A 20,291-nucleotide genomic window follows, 5' to 3' on the forward strand; every position below is an offset into this window, starting at 1 on the left:
CCCCGGGCTCTCCGGCCTCCGCAGCGTCAAAAAGATCGAGACCCTTATCAAGGGCAAAATCGAGGGCGATGACGCCACCCAGTATTCTTTGCGAACGCGACAAACCGAGAGTGCCTATCGTGTATCGGCGGCTTCCAACCTCAATCCGGTTGCCGAGAAGAAAATTGTTGGTTTGCTTGTAGGTGAGGCCGCCCCTGAGCGTCGTGATCGAGTCCTTGTCTCGCCGGATAACGCGATCGATGCCAAATCCAATCTGACCGGAATCACCCGAAGTTTCGATCGGCCCGAAATTGCCGGGGATGGCGCTGTCATATTCGTACCAGGAACCATTCGTTGAAAAAGTCCAGTAGCCATAGGGCACACTTGTATTGACCGAATAGCTGTTGCTGTGCCCACGACCTTCATCATCCCAGGGGTAGTCCGGGCCGGTGCGCCCATAGGAAAACCCCAACTGGTCATTGATACCCAGCAGGCCATCGAGGCCGAACGCAACATTGGTCTGGGAGTAACCGGTACTCTTCTGACCCAGATTGTTGTTGGAAATGCTCGCGTACCAGCGCTTGCCGGGTTTGTTCTCGACATTCAGGATGGACGTTCCATCCTCCTTGCCGGGCAGCATCGAGGTCTTCGCATCGTTCGATGACAGACGATTGATCTGGTCCAGCCCCTGCTCCACATCGCGGATGTTGGCGACCTCTCCTTTCATGCCGGGAAAGGCCGTGGCGAATGAACCGTTTCGTCGGGCCGGTTGACCGTTTAGGTAGATATCCGAGATCGTGCCTTCGACGACGACCAGCCGCAGCAGCCCTGTTCCGGCAATATCCTGTGGCGGCACATAGGCGCGTGAAGTCACCAGCCCCTTGTCCAGATAGAGGTCGGTGATAGCCTTGAGCAAAGCGGTGATGTCCGCAACGCCGATACAGCGATTGTCGTAACGCTGCGTGAGTTTTCCAAGCGCATTGGCGGCGAGCCTCGTCGCTCCCTCGATCTCCACACGCGAAACATGGAAGCAGGGACCAGCGGACTTCGCGTCGTCTCCTGACGCCCGACCCTCACGACCAGTGGCGCCACCAGGAGTTACCTGTTTCAGGTTTTCAAGCCGCTGCAACTGCTGTTGCTGATCCTGCCGTCGGGAAAAATCATCGGCGGGCGACTGTGCCGTTGCCGGCTCTGACGCGAGCAGGCCTGCGAAAAGCGAAATGGCAAAGGTCCGCTTGAAAACGTTTGTCGACTTACCGGAGGCATTCCGCTCTGCCCGCACGGCACCCGGGGATTTTGCTCGAGCGGCCGGCGCAATTGCGAGACAAAAATCAGGGGGGAGTAGCCATCGGAAACCCGGAATGAAAGCAGCAAGTAGCATATTTGGGAGGCCTGCATTTGAAATGAAGTTTGTCGCGGCAATGCCGCCCATGCTTCACTCTGCAGCTGTCCTTGCTGTCGATCCCCTACCGGGTGCATAGATCAGTTCATCTGATCCAAGAAGCGTTAAAGTAGTAACTTTCTTTGCGAAACGATAGTCGCAAGTCATTTGCCCCAAGAACCGCGCACGTTGAAAATTCACGTAATAATCAATCCTACCAACGTCATGGCAAGAATGTCACTTTTCATCCGTGATTTTTCACGACAATCCGCCGAATTTCCCCGCTGCGGATCCTTTGATTCAAATAACAACCAGAAGTTATTGCAATACGTGTCACCCTGCAAGCCCCTCACAGGTACCAAAGTTAAGGAAAACTAAAATTGCTTCGTAGCCGGCGACATATTCGGGCAATGAGATGGCTCGATCTCGATCGCCGAATTGGGAGTTCGTCCAGTGGTCAACCATTGCGGTTGCGGAGTAAAAAAGGGGCTGTTTTAGCCTCACTCACCCCGGTCCGAGCCTTGCGGAGCGCAAACGTCTTCAGGTTCGGGCGGGCTCCCGCAATTCCACGGGATTGCCTTCCGCATGACACAGCACGAAAAAACCGCTTGACCTCAACCGTGATTGAGGTCCTAGAAGTATTGTCACCTTGTTTTCGCAAGGCTTTTTCCATGCTCTTGAGCAAACAGTGACAAAGGAATACCCCATGGCTTTCCAGCTTCCCGACCTCCCCTATGCCCATGATGCGCTAGCCCCTTCGGGCATGTCCGAGGAGACGCTGAAGTTTCACCATGATCTTCATCACAAGGCCTATGTCGATAATCTCAACAAGGCGATATCAGGCACCGAATGGGAGAAAAGCAGCCTTGAGGACATCGTGCGGGGCACCTATGAGAAGGGCGCGGTGGCGCAATCCGGCATCTTCAACAATGCCTCCCAGCACTGGAACCACAATCTCTTCTGGGAAATCATGGGGCCACAAAAACATGCGATCCCCAAGGTGCTGGAAGATGCGCTGACGCAGTCCTTCGGCTCGGTCGCGCTGTTCAAGCAGAATTTCGCCCTCTCCGGCGCCTCCCAGTTCGGTTCCGGCTGGGCGTGGCTGGTGGTGGATGCCGACGGTTCGCTGAAGATCACCCGCACCGAAAACGGGGTCAATCCGCTCTGCTTCGGGCAGAAGGCGCTTCTTGGCTGCGATGTGTGGGAACACAGCTATTACATCGATTTCCGCAACAAGCGCCCCGCTTACATCGAAAACTTCCTCGACAATCTGGTGAACTGGCAGGCGGTCGCCGCCCGCCTTTGATTTGAGCCCCACCGATCCGGCCGGTCCCGCTGCCCTGGGCGGCCGGCCGGATCAGGCGCAGCCGGACAGCCGCGTCCGGCTGCAACTCTATTCGAGCATCTCCATGCCCTATGTCGTCACCGAAAACTGCATCGCCTGCAAATACATGGACTGCGTGGAAGTCTGTCCGGTCGAGTGTTTTTATGAAGGCGAGAACATGCTCGTCATTCACCCCGATCAATGTATCGACTGCGGGATTTGCGAGGGCGAATGTCCCGCCGCCGCGATCCGGCCGGATACCGAAGCGGGGCTGCATGTCTGGCTCGACCTCAACCGCCACTATTCCGACATCTGGCCGCGCGTGCACCAGAAAAAGTCACCGCCTGACAATGCCGACATCATGAATGGCGCTGCGGCAAAAATGTCCATTTTTTCGAAAAATCCGGGAGCGGGCGGTTAGCCCGGCACGTCATGTCTCATAATCTCAGACTGATCGATGGCGGCGTGGTCAATCACGCGCATGTTCCGCTGAAAGCTTGCGCCTCTCCGATGATCTCCCCGCGTGAATTCAAGGATTCAATGGCCGGTCTAACCTTCACCGTTGCGGTGGCCGCGGCCTGCCACGCCGGAGAGCGGGTTGGGCGCACAATCACCTCCTTCATGCCGCTCAGCGCAGAACCGCCGCTTCTGATGATTTCCATCGACGCCAGCAGTCGCATGGTCGATCTCATCGCAGCGAGCCGACGCTTCTCCGTTGCGGCACTGGCCAGAGGACAGGAGGAAATTGCCGATGTCTTTGCGGGCAAGGCAAATCACCCGGACCGGTTCAGCATCGGAGACTGGGATGCCTGGCCGTCAGGAAGCCCCAGACTTGCCGATGCGCTTCTGTCCGTGGACTGCGAACTTGTCGGCTCCATCGATGCCGCAGACCATATACTGTTCGTGGGCGCCATAACCGAAGCAATATCGGATCGGCTGCGCAAAGCCCTGCTCTGGAGCGAACGCGCCTATACCGGCACGGATCAACGTCATTCCCTCTAGATGGTCCGAAAAGGCTCCTGCCCTCGCTGTGACCGGCACGACTAGGGAAAATCCGCGCGGTCAGTGTCTGTCGCTGTTCGCACGGGCAAAGCTGCCCGGAGCGACACCCGTTCTCCTGCGGAAAGCGGTGCTGAATGCGCTGGCGGATTCATAACCGATCTCCTCCGCTATATCGTCGAGAGACTTCACCCCGCGCATCAGCGCGTCCCTGGCGAGCGCCATCCGCCATCGCGCCAGATATTCAATCGGCGCGCAGCCGAGCATTTCATGAAAACGCGCTGCGAAGGCCGAGCGCGACATGCCGGCGATACCGGCCAGTTCGGCCACGGTCCAGTTCGCGCGGATATTGGCGTGCATGGCGGACAATGCGCGGGCAAGCCCCGGCAAACGCATTCCCTTCACCAGTCCCGCCGGAATTGCCTCGTTGCCCGCATTCGGCCGACGCAGCACTTCAACCAGCAAAACCTCCAGCATGCGCCGGATGATCAGTTCCTTGCCCGCATCCTCGCGCGTGCATTCTTCCGCCAGCAATTCGATCAGACGCGCCAGCCGGGATGCTCCGCCCTCACCCGCCGGCACATGGATCAGCTCGGGCATCAACGAAAGCAGCAGCGCCGCATTGACCCGCTCGAACGTGAAACTTCCTCCCAGCGCAACGAAATCGGGTTCCCCTTCCCGTTCCCCATGCCGCACCGCCTGATCTTGTGGTTCGACCGGAATACAGTCGACGTCGGTATCGCTGCAAAGCGAGAAGGCGGGCGTGGAGGGCAAAAGCAGGAAATCGCCACGCGCCAGCCGCAGCGGTTCCCGGCCATCGATCATGACCCAAGCGGCACCGGCCAGGACGACGGCAAAACCCGGGGCGTCATAGGCGCGATAACGCACGCCCCATCGGCCTCGTCCGGAAATCGGCTTCGAAACGGCGGCGCTCGGCCGCAAAAGATCGATGATATCGCTAAGAGGATCCATTCTCCGGACGATCAATAATAAATTTTGGTGTTAAGAGCATATATCATCCAGAACACATCGTCTATCTCCGGTCATATCGAACAATGGAGATTATGATGACCAGAACGATCCTCATCACCGGCACCTCATCGGGCTATGGCAAGGCAACCGCCGAGCTCTTCCTTTCGCGCGGCTGGAATGTCGTTGCGACCATGCGGCATCCAGATCCCGACCGCTTCGTTGGCGAAACTGAGCGGTTGCGCGTCCTCCCGCTGGATGTGACGGACGAACAAAGCATCGCGGCGCTGATCGATGCGGCAGGTCCGCTCGACGTGCTGGTCAACAATGCCGGCATCGGCATGGTCGGCGCTTTTGAGGCGACGCCAATGTCGGAGATCCGCACGATTTTCGACACCAACAGCTTCGGTTTGATGGCAATGACGCAGGCGATAATCCCGCAGATGCGAAAGCGCCGATCCGGCACGATCATCAACGTCACATCCAGCGCGACGCTCGCCTCCTTCCCGCTCGCCGCCGCCTACACCGCCAGCAAGCAGGCTATCCAAGGTTTCTCCGGATCGCTTGCGCATGAACTCGGTCATTTCAACATCCGGGTGAAGCTGGTGGAGCCGGGCTATGCCCCGACCACCCGCTTCACGACAAACGCCATCCTGCCGCTGGAGCAGCTGCTGCCGGACGATTACATGGACTTTGCAGGGCCAATCCTCGAAGGCTTCGCCAAACCGGCCATGACGACCAGCGAAGGCGATGTTGCCGAAGCGATCTGGAGCGCCGTCCATGACCTATCCGGCCAACTTCGTTTTCCCGCAGGTCCTGACGCAATTGCGCTGTCTCGGGCGAACTGACGATCGATAGCGGCCTGACCGGACATTGCTCGGTTGCGGCGTTTCAGCCGGCGATATGCAGATGGCAGATGTTTCAGCACATCTGCCATCGACTTTACCAAGGGTCACGCAGGTTCCGCCGGCACTCTTCCTGCGATCTCAGGCCACAACCCCTCCGTCACCGCCATCAATGCCGGCGTTCCTGCGGCAACCCACGGAATGCCGCTACCGAGGCGCGTTCCGATACGGACATCGAGACCCGCCTCCCGTGCGAGAACGGTGCCGCCGGCGATATCCCACATGGTGGTCAGCTTCTGCAGATGGCCGTCGAAGATGCCGCGTGCGGCAAAGGCGAGACCAATCGATGTCGAGCGGATGGATTCCACCACCCAGCCCGCATGCCTGAGCCCGACATTGAGGGCCGCTACCTCTTCCGCATCGGCGGCGGCGCTGTCGCCGAGCGACATAACCTGCACAGCCTCGAAGGGCACATGGCGGTCAAGCCGCTTGCCGTTCAGCACCAGCCCGGTTCCATCCGCCGCCGCGTAGATATCACCAAAGACCGGCATGGCGACGACGCCGAGTTCCGGTCGGCCGCTCCGCACGAAGCCGAGCGAGATGCCCCAGAGCGGCGAACCGCGCAGGAAATTGGCCGTACCGTCAATGGGATCGATGATCCAGTAGGCGTCATCGGCGACACCGCCCATTTCTTCGCCCAGTACTGTCTCACCGGGAAAGGCTTCCGCCAGACGGTCACGGACGAACCTTTCGACCGTGACATCGGCCTCTGAGACGAAATCCTGAAAACCCTTCGTCCGGGTGGCGATGGCGTCGCGCGCCTCGAAAAAGCGAAGGGCAAGGCCCATCGCTTCGTCGATAATTGCGACGGCGCGGTCGAGACGCCCGCTCATCGTTTCCACGCCCTGCCGGTTTCGCCAGCGCCCGCCTTCAGCCAGCCGGTGAAGGCTTCGACTTCATCGGTCTGTATCGCCCCGACACCGGCCTCGGCGAGAGCACCCCAGACGGCTTCGGGATTTGAAAGCGCACGCGTATCGTTGAAATCAAGGCAATGGGATACGTCGAGCGAGTTTATCCAGAGGCGGATATTCTGGCGCTCCATCTCGGCACGGCCCTCGGCCAGATCGGCAATATCGGTGAATTTCACCTCGATCATCGGCGCGTTCAGTGCCTCGATACGGCGCAGATCCTCGGCGAACTTGCCCTTCCGGACCGGGAACATCGGCATATGCGGGATCTTGCCGAACCAGTCGGCATCCAGCACTTCGAAATGGCCGGCTTCCGGATCGATATCGGTCTTCACCAGCACCTGATCCTCGACGCCAAGCCGCAGCACGGTTTCCATGACCTGCGGCAGATCGCGGGTGAATTTGGTGTCGATATTGACGGTGATCCTGCCGCGCGCCTCTTCCAGCAATTCTTCCAGCGTCGGCACGCACTCGTCGGTCACATCAGCCGCATCACCGCCCGCGCCAGACTTCAGCCTGGCTGCGCAAACCAGCTCGAACGGCAATTCGCTCACCGTCCCTTTGCCAGTCGTGGTGCGGTCGAGCGTTTCATCGTGAATGACGACCAGCCGGCCGTCGGCCGTCGCCTGCGTATCGATCTCAATCATCTCGACACCGGCCGCGACCGCGGCGCGGACGGAGGCAAGCGAGTTTTCGGCGGTGGCCGTCCAGAAGCCGCGATGGGCGACGGTCAGGATGGCCGCATTGTCGCGGGTGCAGAGCGCAAGCACATTGCAGGGAGTGGAAGTCTTTCGGGAGGTGGCAAGGGTCTGGTGCATGGTTTTCACTTTCGGACGTTGCAATTACCGGGTTTGAGCGCCCGGATCAGATTTTCCCCATGCCCGCCGCCATTAGGTCGTCGCGCAGGATGCGGCCGGCGATGATGAAGACGATGAGTGCGGGAAGAAGCAGGATGAAGGAGACGATGGAGGCGAGCGGCAGTTGCATCGAATAGGGATCGAGATACATGTAAAGCTTGATCGGCAGCGTCTCGACGACGGGCGCGCCCACGATGAAGGACTTGTCAAACTCCTCAAAGCTGCCGATGAAGGACATCAACCCGCCGGCCAGAAGCCCAGGCACCGCCAGCGGCAATATGATATGGAGGACGATGCCGACTGTTCCCGCGCCGAGCGAGCGCGCGGCATGGATGAGATCATCGGGAATGGTCTCCAGCGCCGCCGTCATCAGCCGGATCATCAGCGGCAGGGTACCGACGATCTGCACGAGGATGACCCCCGTTACCGAATAGGCGAGGCCGAAAAGCAGGAACACCTGCCCGATGCCGACGGCGACGACCAGACCTGGAATAATGATCGGCGCCAGAATGAAGATTTCCACCAGCCGCTTCAGTCGGAAGGGAAACCGCGCCATCGCCCAGGCGGTCGGAAGAGCTATGACTGCCGTCAGGACAGTGACGACGATGGCGATGACGATGCTGTTGACGGCGGCGCGGATGAGGCTGCCGTCGCTCAGGATGCTTGCCCAGCGCGCTGTGGTATAATCCTTCGGCACGACAAGCGGCGGCGACCAGCCGTCGGCAATGCTCCAGAGAAACATCAGCGCCAGCGGCACGGCGATGGCGAGCGTCAGCGCGCCATACAGCCCGATCGAGACAAAAATCCGGTCCTCGGGCGTGAAGGCGCGGCGGCGGGGAGTGATGGCGGGGTCGATGGTGATAACACTCATCATGCGTCTCCTCGGTTTTGCCCGGGGCCGATGCGGGATGTGAGGGAATAATAAAGAATAAGCACGGAGACCGCGAAGAGGCTCAGAACCATGCCCATGGCATAGACCTGATTAAACCGACCCTGATTGAATTCCTTGACCATCAGCACCGAAAGCGGCCGGGCCGTCGGCGGGCCGACGATATCCGGAATGGCGTAAGAGCCCATGGAACCGATGAAGGTGAGAAGAATGGCGGCCGTGATGCCCGGCATGGCGAGCGGTACTTCCACGAAGAAAAATGTCTTCAGCCGCGAAGCGCCAAGCGTGCGGGAGGCATAACGTATATCCTCGGGAATGGCCGCAAAGGCGCTGGTGATGATCAGCGTCATGAAAGGTATCTGTTTCCAGATGCTGGCGAGAATGACACCGATGCCCCAGTCGTCGCGCACGAGCTTGGGCAATTCGAGCCCCAGCGGCGCGACCAGCCGGTCGAGGAACCCACCCCTTTCGAAAACCACGATCACCATCAGGCCAACGATGATGCCCGGCACCGCCATCGGCAGCTTGTAAAGGCCGCTGAACAATTTTCGACCGAGAAAGCTCTTGCGGATCAGAAGCGCCAGCGGCACCGATGCCGCAAGCGAGACGATGACAGGCATGACGCCGTAATAGATGGAGGTCGTGAGCCCCCGGATCATCGACGCGCGGGTGAAAATCCGCTCATAGAACATCAGCGTGAAGCTGCCATCCTCCTGCCTGAAGCTGCCGATCAGCGCCGACAGCAGAGGCCCGCCGAAGAAGACCAGAAGATACCCAACACCCGGCAAAAGCAGGAACAGAAGCTGGGCGCGCCTGTCACGCAGAAGCCGGGCCATCATGCCGTCTCCCCCGCCACCCTGTCATCGAGAAGATGGACTGAACCGGGAAACTGCAGGGCGACCCTTTGCCCGGCGTCGATCAGGGTTTCCGCGCCGGACTGGCTGACCCTTATCTGGCGGCCGCCGATCTCGACCATATAGAGCGCATTGGCGCCCATGAAAGAAACGGCGGAAACCGTGCCCTCACCGGCCTGATCGGCGCGGATGTGAATATTTTCCGGACGAACGGAAATCTGGACATTGCCGGCGGCAACCTGGTCAAGTGTCACGGACTGGCCCCAGGGCAATTGCGCCTGCTGGCCCTCAGCGGAGACCGGCAGAAGATTGGTCTGGCCGAGAAAGCCGGCGGTAAAGGCGTGTTTCGGCGCACGATAAAGCTCGAGCGGCGTGCCGATCTCGACCACCCGGCCGGCATTCATGACGACGATCCGGTCCGACATCGCCATGGCTTCGGCCTGATCATGCGTCACATAAAGGCTGGTGGCGCCGATGCGGCGGTGAAGCTCGGTCAGCTCATGGCGCAGTGTGTCGCGAAGTTTGGCATCGAGATTGGAGAGCGGCTCGTCGAACAGAAGCAGGCTCGGCTGCATGACAATGGCGCGCGCCAGCGCCACACGCTGCTGCTGGCCGCCGGACAATTGCCGGGGCATGCGATCCACCAGACCGGTGAGATTGCAGATATCAAGCGCATGGGCGATGCGCCGCACCCGCTCATCCTTCGCGACCTTCTTCATCTTCAGCCCGAAACCGAGATTTTTGGCGACCGACATATGCGGGAAAAGCGCATAGGACTGGAACACCATGGCGATATCGCGTGCTTCCGGCGGCGCCTGATCGATGCGCTTGCCGCCGAGCCGGATCTCGCCGCCCGAAGGCTGACTGATGCCGGTGAGGATGCGCAAAAGCGTCGACTTGCCGCAACCCGAAGGGCCAAGAATAGTGACGAATTCGCCCCGTTCCACGGTGATCGATACGGGATGAAGCGCCCGGCTTGCGCCGTAATCCTTGCTGATATTGCTGATCTCGAGTTCACTCATGGCGAGCCTCCCTCATATTCTTTGACCAAGGGTATCCGAACCGTGCATGACACTTGCGGCCGCACGATCCGGTCATCCTGACGGCGTTACTGGTTGAGGACTTTTTCATCGAGCGCTTCGGCAAGCGCCGTCGACATGTCCCAGAAAGCCGGCAGCGACAGGCGCGGATAGACGCTCTGGGGCAGCACATGCTCCTGCACAGCCTTCGGCATCAGATCGTTGGTGACATCGGCGCGTGGAGAACGGGAGGCCTTGTTTTCCAGCTTCCAGAGCTGGAATTCCTTACTCATGGCCATATCGATCAGAAGCAGCGCCGAGGCGACATTCTTCGCATTTGCCGGCACGAACATGGCATCGCCCGAGCCGACCTGCCCATTTTCCAGAAGCGTGACGCGGAAACTGTCGGGCAGTTGCTTGGTGCCGAGGAAGCTCATGACCTGGTCTTCCCAGACGGTGCCCATGTGAAGCTGCTGGTTGTTGATGAGGTTGAGCGTATCGGCGTTGCCGTTGGTCAGTTCGGCCACGGCAAGGAGACGACGGTAATAGTCCCAGACAGGATTGAGGCACTCGGTTTCCATCGCCCAGTCTTCGGCCTGCTGCGGCGTCTGGTTATAGTCGGTGAGCTTTGCGCGGCAGTCACCGGTCAGATAATTGAGCGCCACCGAATAGATGAAGCCGCCGCCCGAGCCGCCCTTGGCCGGCAGGGTGACGCCAAGCCGCTTGGGGTTCTTTTCGGCCCAGATGAGAAGATCCTCGAAGCTTTTCGGCACATCCTCGGCCTTCACGAAGGCGGAATCGTAACCGATTGCGGTCTGGTTGAGATGCACCAGCGGGAAGCTGCCGCCATGCGCCTTGCCGAAGACGGTTTCGGCCAGTTCCGGATTGTAGTTGGCCATGTTCGGCAGGATTTTCGTCAGCGCAATATTGCCGACAACACCCTTGGCAGACAGCAGCGGATAGCTGCCACCCCCAGCGAAATAAGCGTCGACGGGCGAATCCTGCCCTGCCGCCTGCACCGCGATCAGCTGCTGGTTCGCCTGATCGCCCTTCACGTCGCTATAGGCGACCTTGATACCGTATTTGGCTTCGAAACGGGTGATCAGTTCCTTCCACGTATCGGCAAAACTGCCGGCGAAATTATACATCGTCACCGAGCCCTCGGCTTTGGCCGCGGGAACGACGATGTCGTAGAAATTGTCGCGCGTGACCTTCGAAAGATCGAAGTCGAGGTTTTTCATATTGCTGTCAGCGGAAAGGCACGGCGCTGCCGTCGTCGCCAGCGCAAGCGCGGCGATCGCAAGAAATTTCATGCGCATTGAATGGTTCCTCCTGAGGACCCGTTGTTGACCGGCCTCTTATTAATACACTTTAAGTGTAATATTTGTGACAGTCCAGTGAAAAATGCTGTCGCAAACCAATGCCCCATGTTGCCGCCGCTTCGCGCAGCCGTTATCCAAAGGCCATGACGACAGATCAGACGCCGCAGCAGACCTTCGATCGCCAGCCGCTTGCCAGCGAGAATGAGCGTCTCATTCTGGATATCGTGCGCCGCCATGGCCCCATCGCCCGCGCATCGATCACCGGTCACACCAACCTGACCCAGCAGTCCGTGCATCGGCTGATCGAAGGTCTGCTGGAGCGCGGGCTTCTGCGAACCGGCGCGCCGCTCAAGGGCACGCGCGGCCAGCCGAGCCCCACCATCGAACTGGTGCCGGAAGCGGCCTATTCGCTTGGCATTTCCATCAACACCGACTCCGTGGTGATCTGTATCGCCGATCTTCGCTGCGACGTGGTCGTCGAAGAAAAACTGAAGATGCTTCCGGAGGACCGGGAAGAGACGCTTGTCGCTTTGTCTCTGGCCCTCGACAGGCTGCTCTCGGAACATCGCATCCCGCGGGAGCGCCTGCTTGGCCTCGGCTTTTCAATGTCCGGCTTCTTCGTGTCGGAAGACCGCGCCTTCAATGCGCCGGAGCCCCTGCGCGACTGGTCGTTGATGGACCTGAAGCCGATCCTCGAAGAGAGGTTCCGGCTGCCGGTCTGGCTGGAGAACAACGCCACCACCGGCGCGATCGGTGAAAGCCTTCGCGGTGTCGGCTCCTGGTGCCAGACCTTCGCTTATCTGTCCTTCAATTACGGTTTCGGCGGCGGGTTGATCCTCGGTGGCCAGCCGTTTCACGGCTTTCATGGCAATGCCGGCGAATTCAGCGGCATATACAGCCCGGATGAATCGCCCAAACGCCCGGCCCTGCAATATCTGATCGCCACGCTCCAGAAAAACGGCGTCGACATCCATTCCATCGAAGCGCTCTATCAGCAATTCGACCCCGCATGGCCGGGCGTCGAGGAGTGGCTCGCCGAGACGATGCCGCAGGTGGACAGGCTGGTGGCGAGCCTGATCGCGGTTCTCGATCCGCAGGCCATCGTCTTTGGCGGGCAATTGCCGCGTGCGCTGGGCCGGATGATGATCGAACGCACGCACATGCCCTCCCGGCGCGAACATCGTTATGGTGTCGGCCCGAAGGAGGCGAAGCTGGTTCTTGGCGAGGCTAAGGGCGATCCCTCGGCTCTCGGCGCGGCGCTGCTGCCGCTCAGGGTGCGTTATTTCCTGTAACTCAGCCCAAACGGCCTGATGTAATCCCGCAACAATCATCACGGAAACGTGAGCCTGATTTCGCCCCCGGTTTTTTACTGGTTGGCAGCTTGCATCCGAAGGCGATAAATATGATTAGAAATATCATGTTTATCGCGACATGACGCAGCGTATCCGGCTGCTTCATGCGCCAGGCCAATACGCCACCGGGTCGATTGATGAGCAAAGCCCTGTTACAGGTTCTCGATGCCGAGGAGGAAAGCCGCCTGATGCGGTTTTTCCGCCGGCGCTTGCAGAACCGGGAAGACGCTGCCGACGCCATGCAGGAAACCCTGCTGCGGGCGCTGGAGGTTTCTCATGCGACGCTGATCGACAATCCACAGGCCTATCTTTTCCAGATCGCCCGGTCCGTCGCCCGCCTGACCGCCATTCGCCAGTCGCGCGAGCGGCCGTTATTCGCACCTTACGAAGCGGGTTTTGCCGTTGCCTGCGAAGAGCCGGGGCAGGAGCGGATCGTCGTCGGGCGGCAGCACCTTATTTTGATGGCGCGGGCCATCGAGGCACTGCCCAGGCGTTGCCAGCAGGTCTTCGTGCTCAGCCGCCTGCATGGCCATTCCAATGGCGAAATCGCCGCCCGTCTCGGCATTTCCCGCAACATGGTGGAAAAACACATCATCAAGGCGCTGCTGCACTGCCGTCAGGTCCGCGCGCAAATAAAAATGTAGACCGGCATCAGGTGTTCGCATCCTTTTTCACTCTATAAGGGAAAAGGACCACATCTCAGCACGCAACAAACGGCAGATCAGGACATGAACAAGCGCCCGGACGGTCTGAAGGATAACGGCTTGACCGATGAGGCTCTGGCCGAAGAGGCCGCGTTGTGGGTGGCGCGCATGCAATCGGCAGACGCGACGGAAGCGGAGCGCGAGGCGTTTCATGTCTGGCTGCGGGCCGATGCCGCCCATGCCAGCGCCTATGAGGACATGCAGAGCCTATGGGGCGAGCTTGGCGATATCGAGCTTGCACCGGTTGAACAGCGAAAACGGCGCGGACCTCGCCGGGCAATGCTGGCGGGCGTTGCCGGTCTCTGCCTCATCGGGCTTGCGGCGCTGTTTGCGGAGAAAAGCGGATTGAAGGACCGCTGGCAGGCGGATTATTACACCGAAATCGGCGAAACACGCATGCTTTCGCTGGAAGACGGGAGCCGCATCAGCCTGAACACCGATACCGCGATTGCAGTTCATTATTCGCAAAAGGAACGGCGCATCACCCTTCTTCGCGGCGAGGCCTATTTCGATGTCGCCAAAAACCCGGAGCGGCCCTTCATCGTCGAGGATGGAGCGCTGACGGCAAAGGCGCTCGGAACCCATTATTCGGTGCGCACCGGCAATGGCGCGCTGCCGCAGGAGGTGCAGGTGGAGGAAGGCCGGGTGGAGGTGACCGCAGGCGTCGAGATCGCTGTGCTCACGCCCGGAGAGGCCGTGACCCTTGGCGGCGACGGCAGGCTGGTGCGCGCCCGCAAGGATGTCGCCAACAGCATGGCCTGGCGCGAAGGCAAGCTCGTCTTTTCCGGCCAGCCGCTGCGCGAGGTTCTCGATATTCTCTCGCAATATCGCCGGGGCCGCATTGTCATCCTCGATGAGGCGGCGGCGAGGCAGCACGTCTCCGGCATCTTCGACCTCAAGGACACGGATCAGGCGCTCACCATTCTCGAAGAGAGCCTTCCCGTTTCGGTATCGCGGCTTTCCGGAATGCTGGTTCTCGTCCGCTCGCGATAAAATAACTTTTTTTCGCGAATCCGACGTCAGGAGTCGGCCCGCCTTTTCACTCTAGGCAATCAGGACCCGTTTAATCGGGCTGCATGAGATCACGAGTGAGAGGGAATGACATGAATTTGGGCAAGCAGGCACGCGGCTGGTTCTGGCTGACGACGACGGCGATCATCGGGGGTATCGTCGCGGCGGGTCCGGGCGCCACGACCGCCAGCGCGCAGACACCGCCCGCCGCAAGCGGCGCACCCGCCACCGTCACCGTCTCCATTCCCGCAGGGCCGCTGGAAAACGCCATTCTCAGCTTCGGCCGTCAGGCCAATCTGCGCATGGTCTACCCCTCCGCGATCACCAGGGGCCGCAGCACGGCCGGCGTCAAGGGCACGCTCAGCGTATCGGCAGCCGTCAGCGGGCTTCTGGCCGGATCGGGACTGAACTACGCATTGGCCGGCGGCAACACCGTCCGCATTTTCGATCCCGCCAGCCAGACCGGCGAAAGCGGCGGTTCGGCTGCCGCCGGCAGCACCCTGCTTGCGCCGATTACCGTGCAGGGCACCGGCCTTGAAGGCGCCAGAGGCATCATCGAAAGCAATGGCTATGTCGGCAAATCCGGCCGCACCGCCACCAAGACCGATACGCCGGTTGCCGAAACCGCCCAGTCGATCACCACCGTCAGCCGCAAGCAGCTCGACGACCTGAAGCCGCAGAACCTCTCGGAAGCGCTGAACTACACGCCCGGCGCGCGCATCGGCCAATATGGCGCGGAGCCGCGTTTCGACGCCTTCAAGGTGCGCGGCACCGATCTCAGCACCACCGGCATCTTCCGCGACGGCTTGCGGCAGGTCAGCAGCCAGAACGGCAGCGCCCGGCTCGAGCCCTATGGCGTGGAAGCGGTTTCCATCCTGCGCGGCCCGGCCGCCTCCATCTATGGCGCCAGCAGCTCCGGCGGCATTGTCGATATCATTTCGAAACGCCCGACCGAAGAGACGCTGCGCGAGGTGGAGCTGCAATATGGCTCCTTCGGCCGCGTGCAGGGCGCTTTCGATCTTTCCGGTGCCGTCGATGACGAGAAGACCATGCTTTACCGCCTGACCGGGGTGGCCCGCGACGGCCGCAACGAAATCAGCGCCATCAAGGACGACCGGCTGTTCATCGCGCCGGCCTTCACCTTCCAGCCGGATGCCGGCACCAAGTTGACGCTGCTCGGCGAATATATGGACAGCACCACCGGCGGCACCTGGGGATACATCAACAATTACGGCAGCGACGGCAAGTCGATCGGCGCGACGCCGGTTTATGGCGGCGATTCCCGTTTTAATGATTTCGAGCAGAAACAATGGCGTATCGGCTATGAGTTCGAGCATGAAATCAACGACAACGTCACCTTCTACAGCAAGGCGCGTTATTCCGGGCTTTCGGCCGACCAGCAATGGGTCTTCGCCAACTATCCCGGCATCACCATCGAGGACAATGAAGGCGTCTCCGCCGACAATTACCTGAAGACCGAATTCGACACCGGCCCGGCGAAACATACGCTGCTGACCGGTATCGACTTCAGCCACATGTCCTACACCTCGAAACAGGGCAATGGCACCAGCCCCTTCACCGACACCTTCACCTATGTGCCTGACGTATCGCTGATACTGACCCAGCGGATGAACACGCTCGGCATCTATGCGCAGGACCAGGTCGAAATCGACCGCTGGCGCCTGACGGCCGGCATTCGTCACGACTGGCTGGACACCGAATATCAGGCCCAGACCGTCGGAGACGCAACGGCTCCCACCTATGACGGCGATGAAACCAAGACGACCGGCCGCGCCAGCCTCGGTTATGTCTTTGACAGCGGCGTGATGCCCTATGTCAGCTACGGCACCTCCTTCGTCGCCAATCCGGGCGTCATCATCACCACGGGAACGGTAACGGGCCAGGCGCAGCCGACGGTCGGCAAGCAATATGAACTCGGCGTGAAATATGCCCTGCCGCAATATAACGCCCTGCTGAGCGCCGCCTTCTTCAATCTCGATCAGGACAATGCGACGGTCTACGAGACCTCGTCTGGCATCAACCTGCTGCGCCAGCTCGACCTGCGCTCGCGCGGCGTGGAACTCGAAGCCACGGCCTCGCTCGACAATGGCTGGAGCCTCATCGGCTCCTATTCCTATAACGACGTCGAAATCACCAAACTGACGTCGGAAACGGTGGGCAAGCAGCTCAATTCCTCGCCCTATCATACCTTCTCGCTGTGGGCCGACTACGAGTTCCAGAGCGGAGCGCTCGAAGGTCTGGGCATCGGCGCGGGGCTGCGTTATGTCGGATCGAGCTTCGGCGACAACCAGCACACGCCCATTCTCGACAATGAGGCCCGCACTTTCGTCGATGCATCGCTGCGCTACGATCTTGGCAAGGCCCTGCCCTCGCTGGAAGGCGTGAAACTGCAGATCAATGCCACCAACCTTCTCGACGAGGTGAAACAGGTCTGCACCACGGGCTTCTGCTATTATGACGAAGGCCGCAAGGTCGTCGGCAGCATCCGGTATCGCTTCTGATGCTGCAGCAGAACCCTGCCACAACCAAGCCGTCGCCGGCCGCCGTCTTCGTGGCGGTCGGTGGGCTTTATGTCGGCCAGAGCGTGATTGGCGGGCTGACCTTTCTCGGGCTGCCGGCGGTGCTCAGAACCGCCGGACTGCCGCTGGACCAGATCGGCCTGCTTTATCTCGTCGTTCTGCCCTGGGCGCTGAAATTCCTCTGGTCGCCGCATGTGGAGCGTTACCGGCTGCCGCCCGTCGGCAGGAACCGGTCGCGGGTGATCGTCGGCACGGGCATCGTCGCCTGCGCCTGCGGCCTCGCTGTTCTTGCCTTCACCGGCCCGTCGCCGGTTTCCGTCGCAATCGCCATCCTGTCGGTGATCGCGCTGGTGACGGCGACCGTGGACATCGCCTGCGACGGCTACGCAGTCGAAACGCTGGCGGAAGAGCATCATGGCTGGGGCAATGCCGCACAGGTTGGCGGCTCCTATCTCGGTTCCGCCATCGGCGCCGGCCTGTTTCTGGTGCTGGTGGAGCGCGCCGGCTGGACCAGCGCCACGCTGGTCATGGCCGGGCTGGTCATCCTGCTCGCACTCCCCTTCCTGTTCGGCCCGGCGGCAAGAACGGTCACGCAAACACGGGACCACCTGCCATCGATCAAAAACGCGCTCAAGCGGCGGGAAGTCCGCACCGGCCTTCTGGTCGCGGCCGTTTATGTCGCGGCGCAGAAATGGGGTCTGGCGATGCTCGGCCCGTTTCTGGTCGATTACGGCTTCGATCTCGCCACAATCGGCGCACTGAATGGCGTGGGCAGCATGATCGTCGGTTTCGCCGGCGCGCTGCTCGGCGGAACGCTGGTACGCCTCTACGGTGCGTCACGAATCCTGCTCATCGCCATCTTCGTGCAGACGGCGCTGTTGTGCCTTTTCGCCTATTTCAGCGTTCATCGCGATATTTCGCAATGGGTCGTCATGGCGGTTGCGGTGGCAAGCTCGTCGGGCATCATGTCCATCGGCTTTGTCGCGCTTTACGCCTGCTTCATGGGCTGGTCCGACCCCCGGCAGGCCGGGGTCGATTTCACCCTGTTCCAGTGCATGGATGGCGTTGTCGGCATGATCGGCGGGCTGGGCGCCGGCGCGATTGCCGAAAAATTCGGCTATCAGGCCTCCTTCATCATTGCCGCTATCGTTTCCGTGCTCGCCGCACCGGTCATCTTCCTGCTCATGCGACGGCAGAATTCCTGAACCGAAGCCCCGGGCGCGGCGGCTTAAACCGCGCCCGGCAGGCCTCCTGCATCGGCCTATTCGACCACCACCGACAGTGCCGAGCCGGTATAGACCGGCCGCAGCTTCACGCTGCCCGCATCTATCGAGGTAAAGGTTCCGGTCAGACCGTTGGCGGAAATCACGTCGAACCGCGTGCCGGCGGCCGGCGCGCCGCCATCGAAAACGAGCTTCAGCGCCGCGCCGTCCAGCACCGCATTGCCCTTGATCCGAAGCGCAGCCTTTTTCGGATCGACCGCCAGCGTGCCGCCCGACTGCGCATAGTCGCCGCCGATGACAAGATCCGTCTCTCCGCCGAGCGAAAGCGTGCCGCCGCTGACCAGCACGCCGCCGGTTCCAAGCGCATCGGCGGACGACGCCACCAACGTTCCCTCCCTGAGAATGGTGCCGCCGCCATAGCTGTTATGGCCGCCAAGTGTCAGCGTTCCGCTGCCGGATTTGACGAGACGCCCTGCCCCGGCAATATCGTTCGTCCATCTGTCCGCCGCATTGAACCCGCCGGCGGCAGCATCCATCGTCACCTCGACGTCGCCGTCAAACGCGCCGTAACCGCTGGCGGCAGCGACCAGATTGATGCGGCCCCAGCCATTGCTGTCATCCAGCAGCGGATAACCGGCCTCGATGCCGGTGGAAAACAGCACGGCGCGCCGCTGGGCGGCATCGAGATAGGGCAGACGCGTCTCCAGCAGGACCTCCGCCCCCTTCGGCACCACCATCGGCGCATCGCCTGCGGCCTTGTCGCGGCTGAAGGAATAGGTCATGCGCCTGCGATAATCCGCCCCGTTCTTCGCCGCATCGGCAAATTGGTCGACATCCGGCTTTGCGCCATGGGCGAAATCGATGAGCGACTGGCCCTGCGGCAGGCGTTTGGCGAAATAGGCCTGCAAGGCCGCATGCGCGGCCTTCTTCACCTCGGCATTTTTGGGGTCCTGCAACATGGCGGCAGCCATGGCGGTTGCGGTGATGCGGCCGCCGATCACGTCGAGTGGTGAATGCATGCCGGCGACGATGCGGCTCTCGCCGAGTTCGGAAGCCGCCGTCAGCAATTCGGAAAAGCGCTCCGGCACCGCATAGGCATAGGCGATGGCGGCCAGATAGGCGGCATTGGTGTGCCCGCTCGGAAAACCGCCATCCTTGCCGCGCCCGCGATTTTCCCGCGCATATTTAAGCGCCGGCACGATGACGCCCGGATCGCGGTCATGGCTTTCGAAGCTGCGGTCGCCAATCGTTTCCTTACCGGTCTCGATCACCTCGCCTTTGTCGTTCATGCGCCAGGGCCGTGGTGAGGAATAGAAATATTTCGCCGGCGACGTCGTGCCTTCCGGGCCGCGGATCACCTTCATGAAGGCAACGAAATCCTTCAGTTCGCTATCGGCTGCACCCGCCTCGGTGCCCTTGTCGTCTTCCTTGCGGGTGATGACCTCGTTCGGGTCGAAATCCGTAAGCGTGTGATTGATCGTCGTCGTTGCGCCCGCCCCTTCGCGATACCAGGCGGCAAGCGGCCCCATGCCGTCGATGACGCTGTAACCCTGCGAACGCCGGTCGTTCATATAGGCTTCGAAAGCGGCGGCGTGGGTGCGGTTCTTTCCGGTGACGGACAGCACGTAACGCATGTTTTCCTGCCAGACGGCGGGATCGACGATCTTCACATGGCTGAAATCCGCCGGGCCGTCGCCATTGGCGCCGCCATCCGCCCATTTTTCATCGCCAAGCGTCCAGATGCGGTTGAAACCGGAGAGGATTTCGATGATCGGGTTGTCCCGGTCATCATAGGCGCGAACCGCCTCGCCCTTCTCATTCTTGCCGGTCTGGTTGCGATAATTGTCGGCAAGCGGCAGCGGATATGTTGACGCCGGTTCCGGCACCGTGATGGCATAACCCTCACCTGCCGGGCCGGTGCGATCGAACGCCTGCGCGCACGGAACCAGAACCAGCAATGCGACGGAGGCGAACAGGCTCGAGCGTGCGGAAAGAAAAGACGACATCTTCAGTCTGGCCATGACGAATCCTATGATTTTCAGCGAGTGACGCGTG

General features: G+C 60.9%; 18 protein-coding genes. 9 read left to right on the top strand and 9 right to left on the bottom strand.

What is annotated here, in order from left to right; all coding sequences use genetic code 11:
- The coding region (locus tag EM858_RS24190) for a ShlB/FhaC/HecB family hemolysin secretion/activation protein (protein ID WP_164865552.1) at nt 1–1,411 on the bottom strand (1,411 nt) is incomplete at its 3' end.
- A 655-nt stretch (nt 1,412–2,066) separates the two neighbouring features.
- Between EM858_RS24190 and EM858_RS24195 the strand changes: the two genes are divergently transcribed.
- The 3 genes from EM858_RS24195 (at nt 2,067) to EM858_RS24205 (ending at nt 3,686) form a co-directional block, all read left to right on the top strand.
- Entirely contained in the window at nt 2,067–2,666 is a 600-nt protein-coding gene (locus EM858_RS24195; protein ID WP_104679940.1) for a superoxide dismutase, read from the top strand.
- A gap of 103 nt (nt 2,667–2,769) precedes the next feature.
- A complete protein-coding gene (fdxA, locus tag EM858_RS24200) occupies nt 2,770–3,105 on the top strand; it encodes a ferredoxin FdxA (RefSeq protein WP_080819016.1) in 336 nt (111 codons plus the stop codon).
- A gap of 11 nt (nt 3,106–3,116) precedes the next feature.
- Nucleotides 3,117–3,686 (top strand): flavin reductase family protein, encoded by a 570-nt coding sequence (locus tag EM858_RS24205; protein WP_164865553.1) that lies wholly within the window; start codon nt 3,117–3,119, stop codon nt 3,684–3,686.
- 60 nt (nt 3,687–3,746) lie between these two features.
- Here EM858_RS24205 and EM858_RS24210 read toward each other — a convergent pair whose 3' ends face one another.
- Nucleotides 3,747–4,655, bottom strand: coding sequence for an AraC family transcriptional regulator (locus EM858_RS24210; RefSeq protein WP_127758232.1), 909 nt, complete (start codon nt 4,653–4,655; stop codon nt 3,747–3,749).
- A 95-nt stretch (nt 4,656–4,750) separates the two neighbouring features.
- Here EM858_RS24210 and EM858_RS24215 point away from each other — a divergent pair, with 95 nt between their 5' ends.
- A complete protein-coding gene (locus EM858_RS24215; protein WP_127758233.1) occupies nt 4,751–5,500 on the top strand; it encodes an SDR family oxidoreductase in 750 nt (249 codons plus the stop codon).
- Between the two features lie 104 nt (nt 5,501–5,604).
- On the opposite strand, the gene EM858_RS24220 is transcribed toward EM858_RS24215, so the two are convergent.
- The 6 genes from EM858_RS24220 to EM858_RS24245 all read right to left on the bottom strand — a co-directional run bounded on the left by EM858_RS24220 (nt 5,605) and on the right by EM858_RS24245 (nt 11,403).
- Entirely contained in the window at nt 5,605–6,390 is a 786-nt protein-coding gene (locus EM858_RS24220) for an inositol monophosphatase family protein (protein WP_127758234.1), read from the bottom strand.
- Complete coding sequence (locus EM858_RS24225) at nt 6,387–7,283, bottom strand: glycerophosphodiester phosphodiesterase family protein (RefSeq protein WP_127758235.1); 897 nt, start codon at nt 7,281–7,283, stop codon at nt 6,387–6,389. Before EM858_RS24225 ends, EM858_RS24220 begins: the two co-directional genes overlap by 4 nt.
- Nucleotides 7,284–7,329: 46 nt before the next feature.
- Nucleotides 7,330–8,193: an ABC transporter permease gene (locus tag EM858_RS24230; protein ID WP_127758236.1), complete on the bottom strand. Its 864-nt coding sequence runs from the start codon at nt 8,191–8,193 to the stop codon at nt 7,330–7,332.
- Nucleotides 8,193–9,047 carry an ABC transporter permease gene (locus tag EM858_RS24235; RefSeq protein ID WP_127758272.1) on the bottom strand — a complete coding sequence of 285 codons (855 nt, stop codon included), beginning with the start codon at nt 9,045–9,047 and terminating at the stop codon, nt 8,193–8,195. The genes EM858_RS24230 and EM858_RS24235 overlap by 1 nt, the downstream gene beginning before the upstream one ends.
- A complete protein-coding gene (locus EM858_RS24240) occupies nt 9,047–10,087 on the bottom strand; it encodes an ABC transporter ATP-binding protein (RefSeq protein WP_127758237.1) in 1,041 nt (346 codons plus the stop codon). Before EM858_RS24240 ends, EM858_RS24235 begins: the two co-directional genes overlap by 1 nt.
- Before the next feature lie 86 nt (nt 10,088–10,173).
- The gene (locus tag EM858_RS24245; protein WP_127758238.1) at nt 10,174–11,403 is read right to left on the bottom strand and encodes an extracellular solute-binding protein; all 1,230 of its coding nucleotides are present in this window, start codon (nt 11,401–11,403) and stop codon (nt 10,174–10,176) included.
- 146 nt (nt 11,404–11,549) lie between these two features.
- On the opposite strand from EM858_RS24245, the gene EM858_RS24250 reads away from it, so the two are divergent.
- From EM858_RS24250 to EM858_RS24270, 5 genes are all read left to right on the top strand, one after another.
- Nucleotides 11,550–12,698 carry an ROK family protein gene (locus EM858_RS24250; protein WP_127758273.1) on the top strand — a complete coding sequence of 383 codons (1,149 nt, stop codon included), beginning with the start codon at nt 11,550–11,552 and terminating at the stop codon, nt 12,696–12,698.
- Between the two features lie 197 nt (nt 12,699–12,895).
- A complete protein-coding gene (locus EM858_RS24255) occupies nt 12,896–13,402 on the top strand; it encodes a sigma-70 family RNA polymerase sigma factor (protein ID WP_127758239.1) in 507 nt (168 codons plus the stop codon).
- 84 nt (nt 13,403–13,486) lie between these two features.
- Nucleotides 13,487–14,455 (top strand): FecR family protein, encoded by a 969-nt coding sequence (locus EM858_RS24260; RefSeq protein WP_104679928.1) that lies wholly within the window; start codon nt 13,487–13,489, stop codon nt 14,453–14,455.
- A gap of 110 nt (nt 14,456–14,565) precedes the next feature.
- Nucleotides 14,566–16,995: a TonB-dependent siderophore receptor gene (locus EM858_RS24265; protein ID WP_104679927.1), complete on the top strand. Its 2,430-nt coding sequence runs from the start codon at nt 14,566–14,568 to the stop codon at nt 16,993–16,995.
- Nucleotides 16,995–18,218: an MFS transporter gene (locus EM858_RS24270; protein WP_104679926.1), complete on the top strand. Its 1,224-nt coding sequence runs from the start codon at nt 16,995–16,997 to the stop codon at nt 18,216–18,218. Before EM858_RS24265 ends, EM858_RS24270 begins: the two co-directional genes overlap by 1 nt.
- 56 nt (nt 18,219–18,274) lie before the next feature.
- Here the strand turns inward: EM858_RS24270 and EM858_RS24275 are convergent, their stop codons facing one another.
- Complete coding sequence (locus EM858_RS24275; RefSeq protein ID WP_104679925.1) at nt 18,275–20,257, bottom strand: phosphatase PAP2 family protein; 1,983 nt, start codon at nt 20,255–20,257, stop codon at nt 18,275–18,277.
- Nucleotides 20,258–20,291 lie beyond the last annotated feature (34 nt).

Source organism: Agrobacterium sp. CNPSo 2736 (assembly GCF_004005385.1).
GTDB lineage: Bacteria > Pseudomonadota > Alphaproteobacteria > Rhizobiales > Rhizobiaceae > Agrobacterium > Agrobacterium leguminum.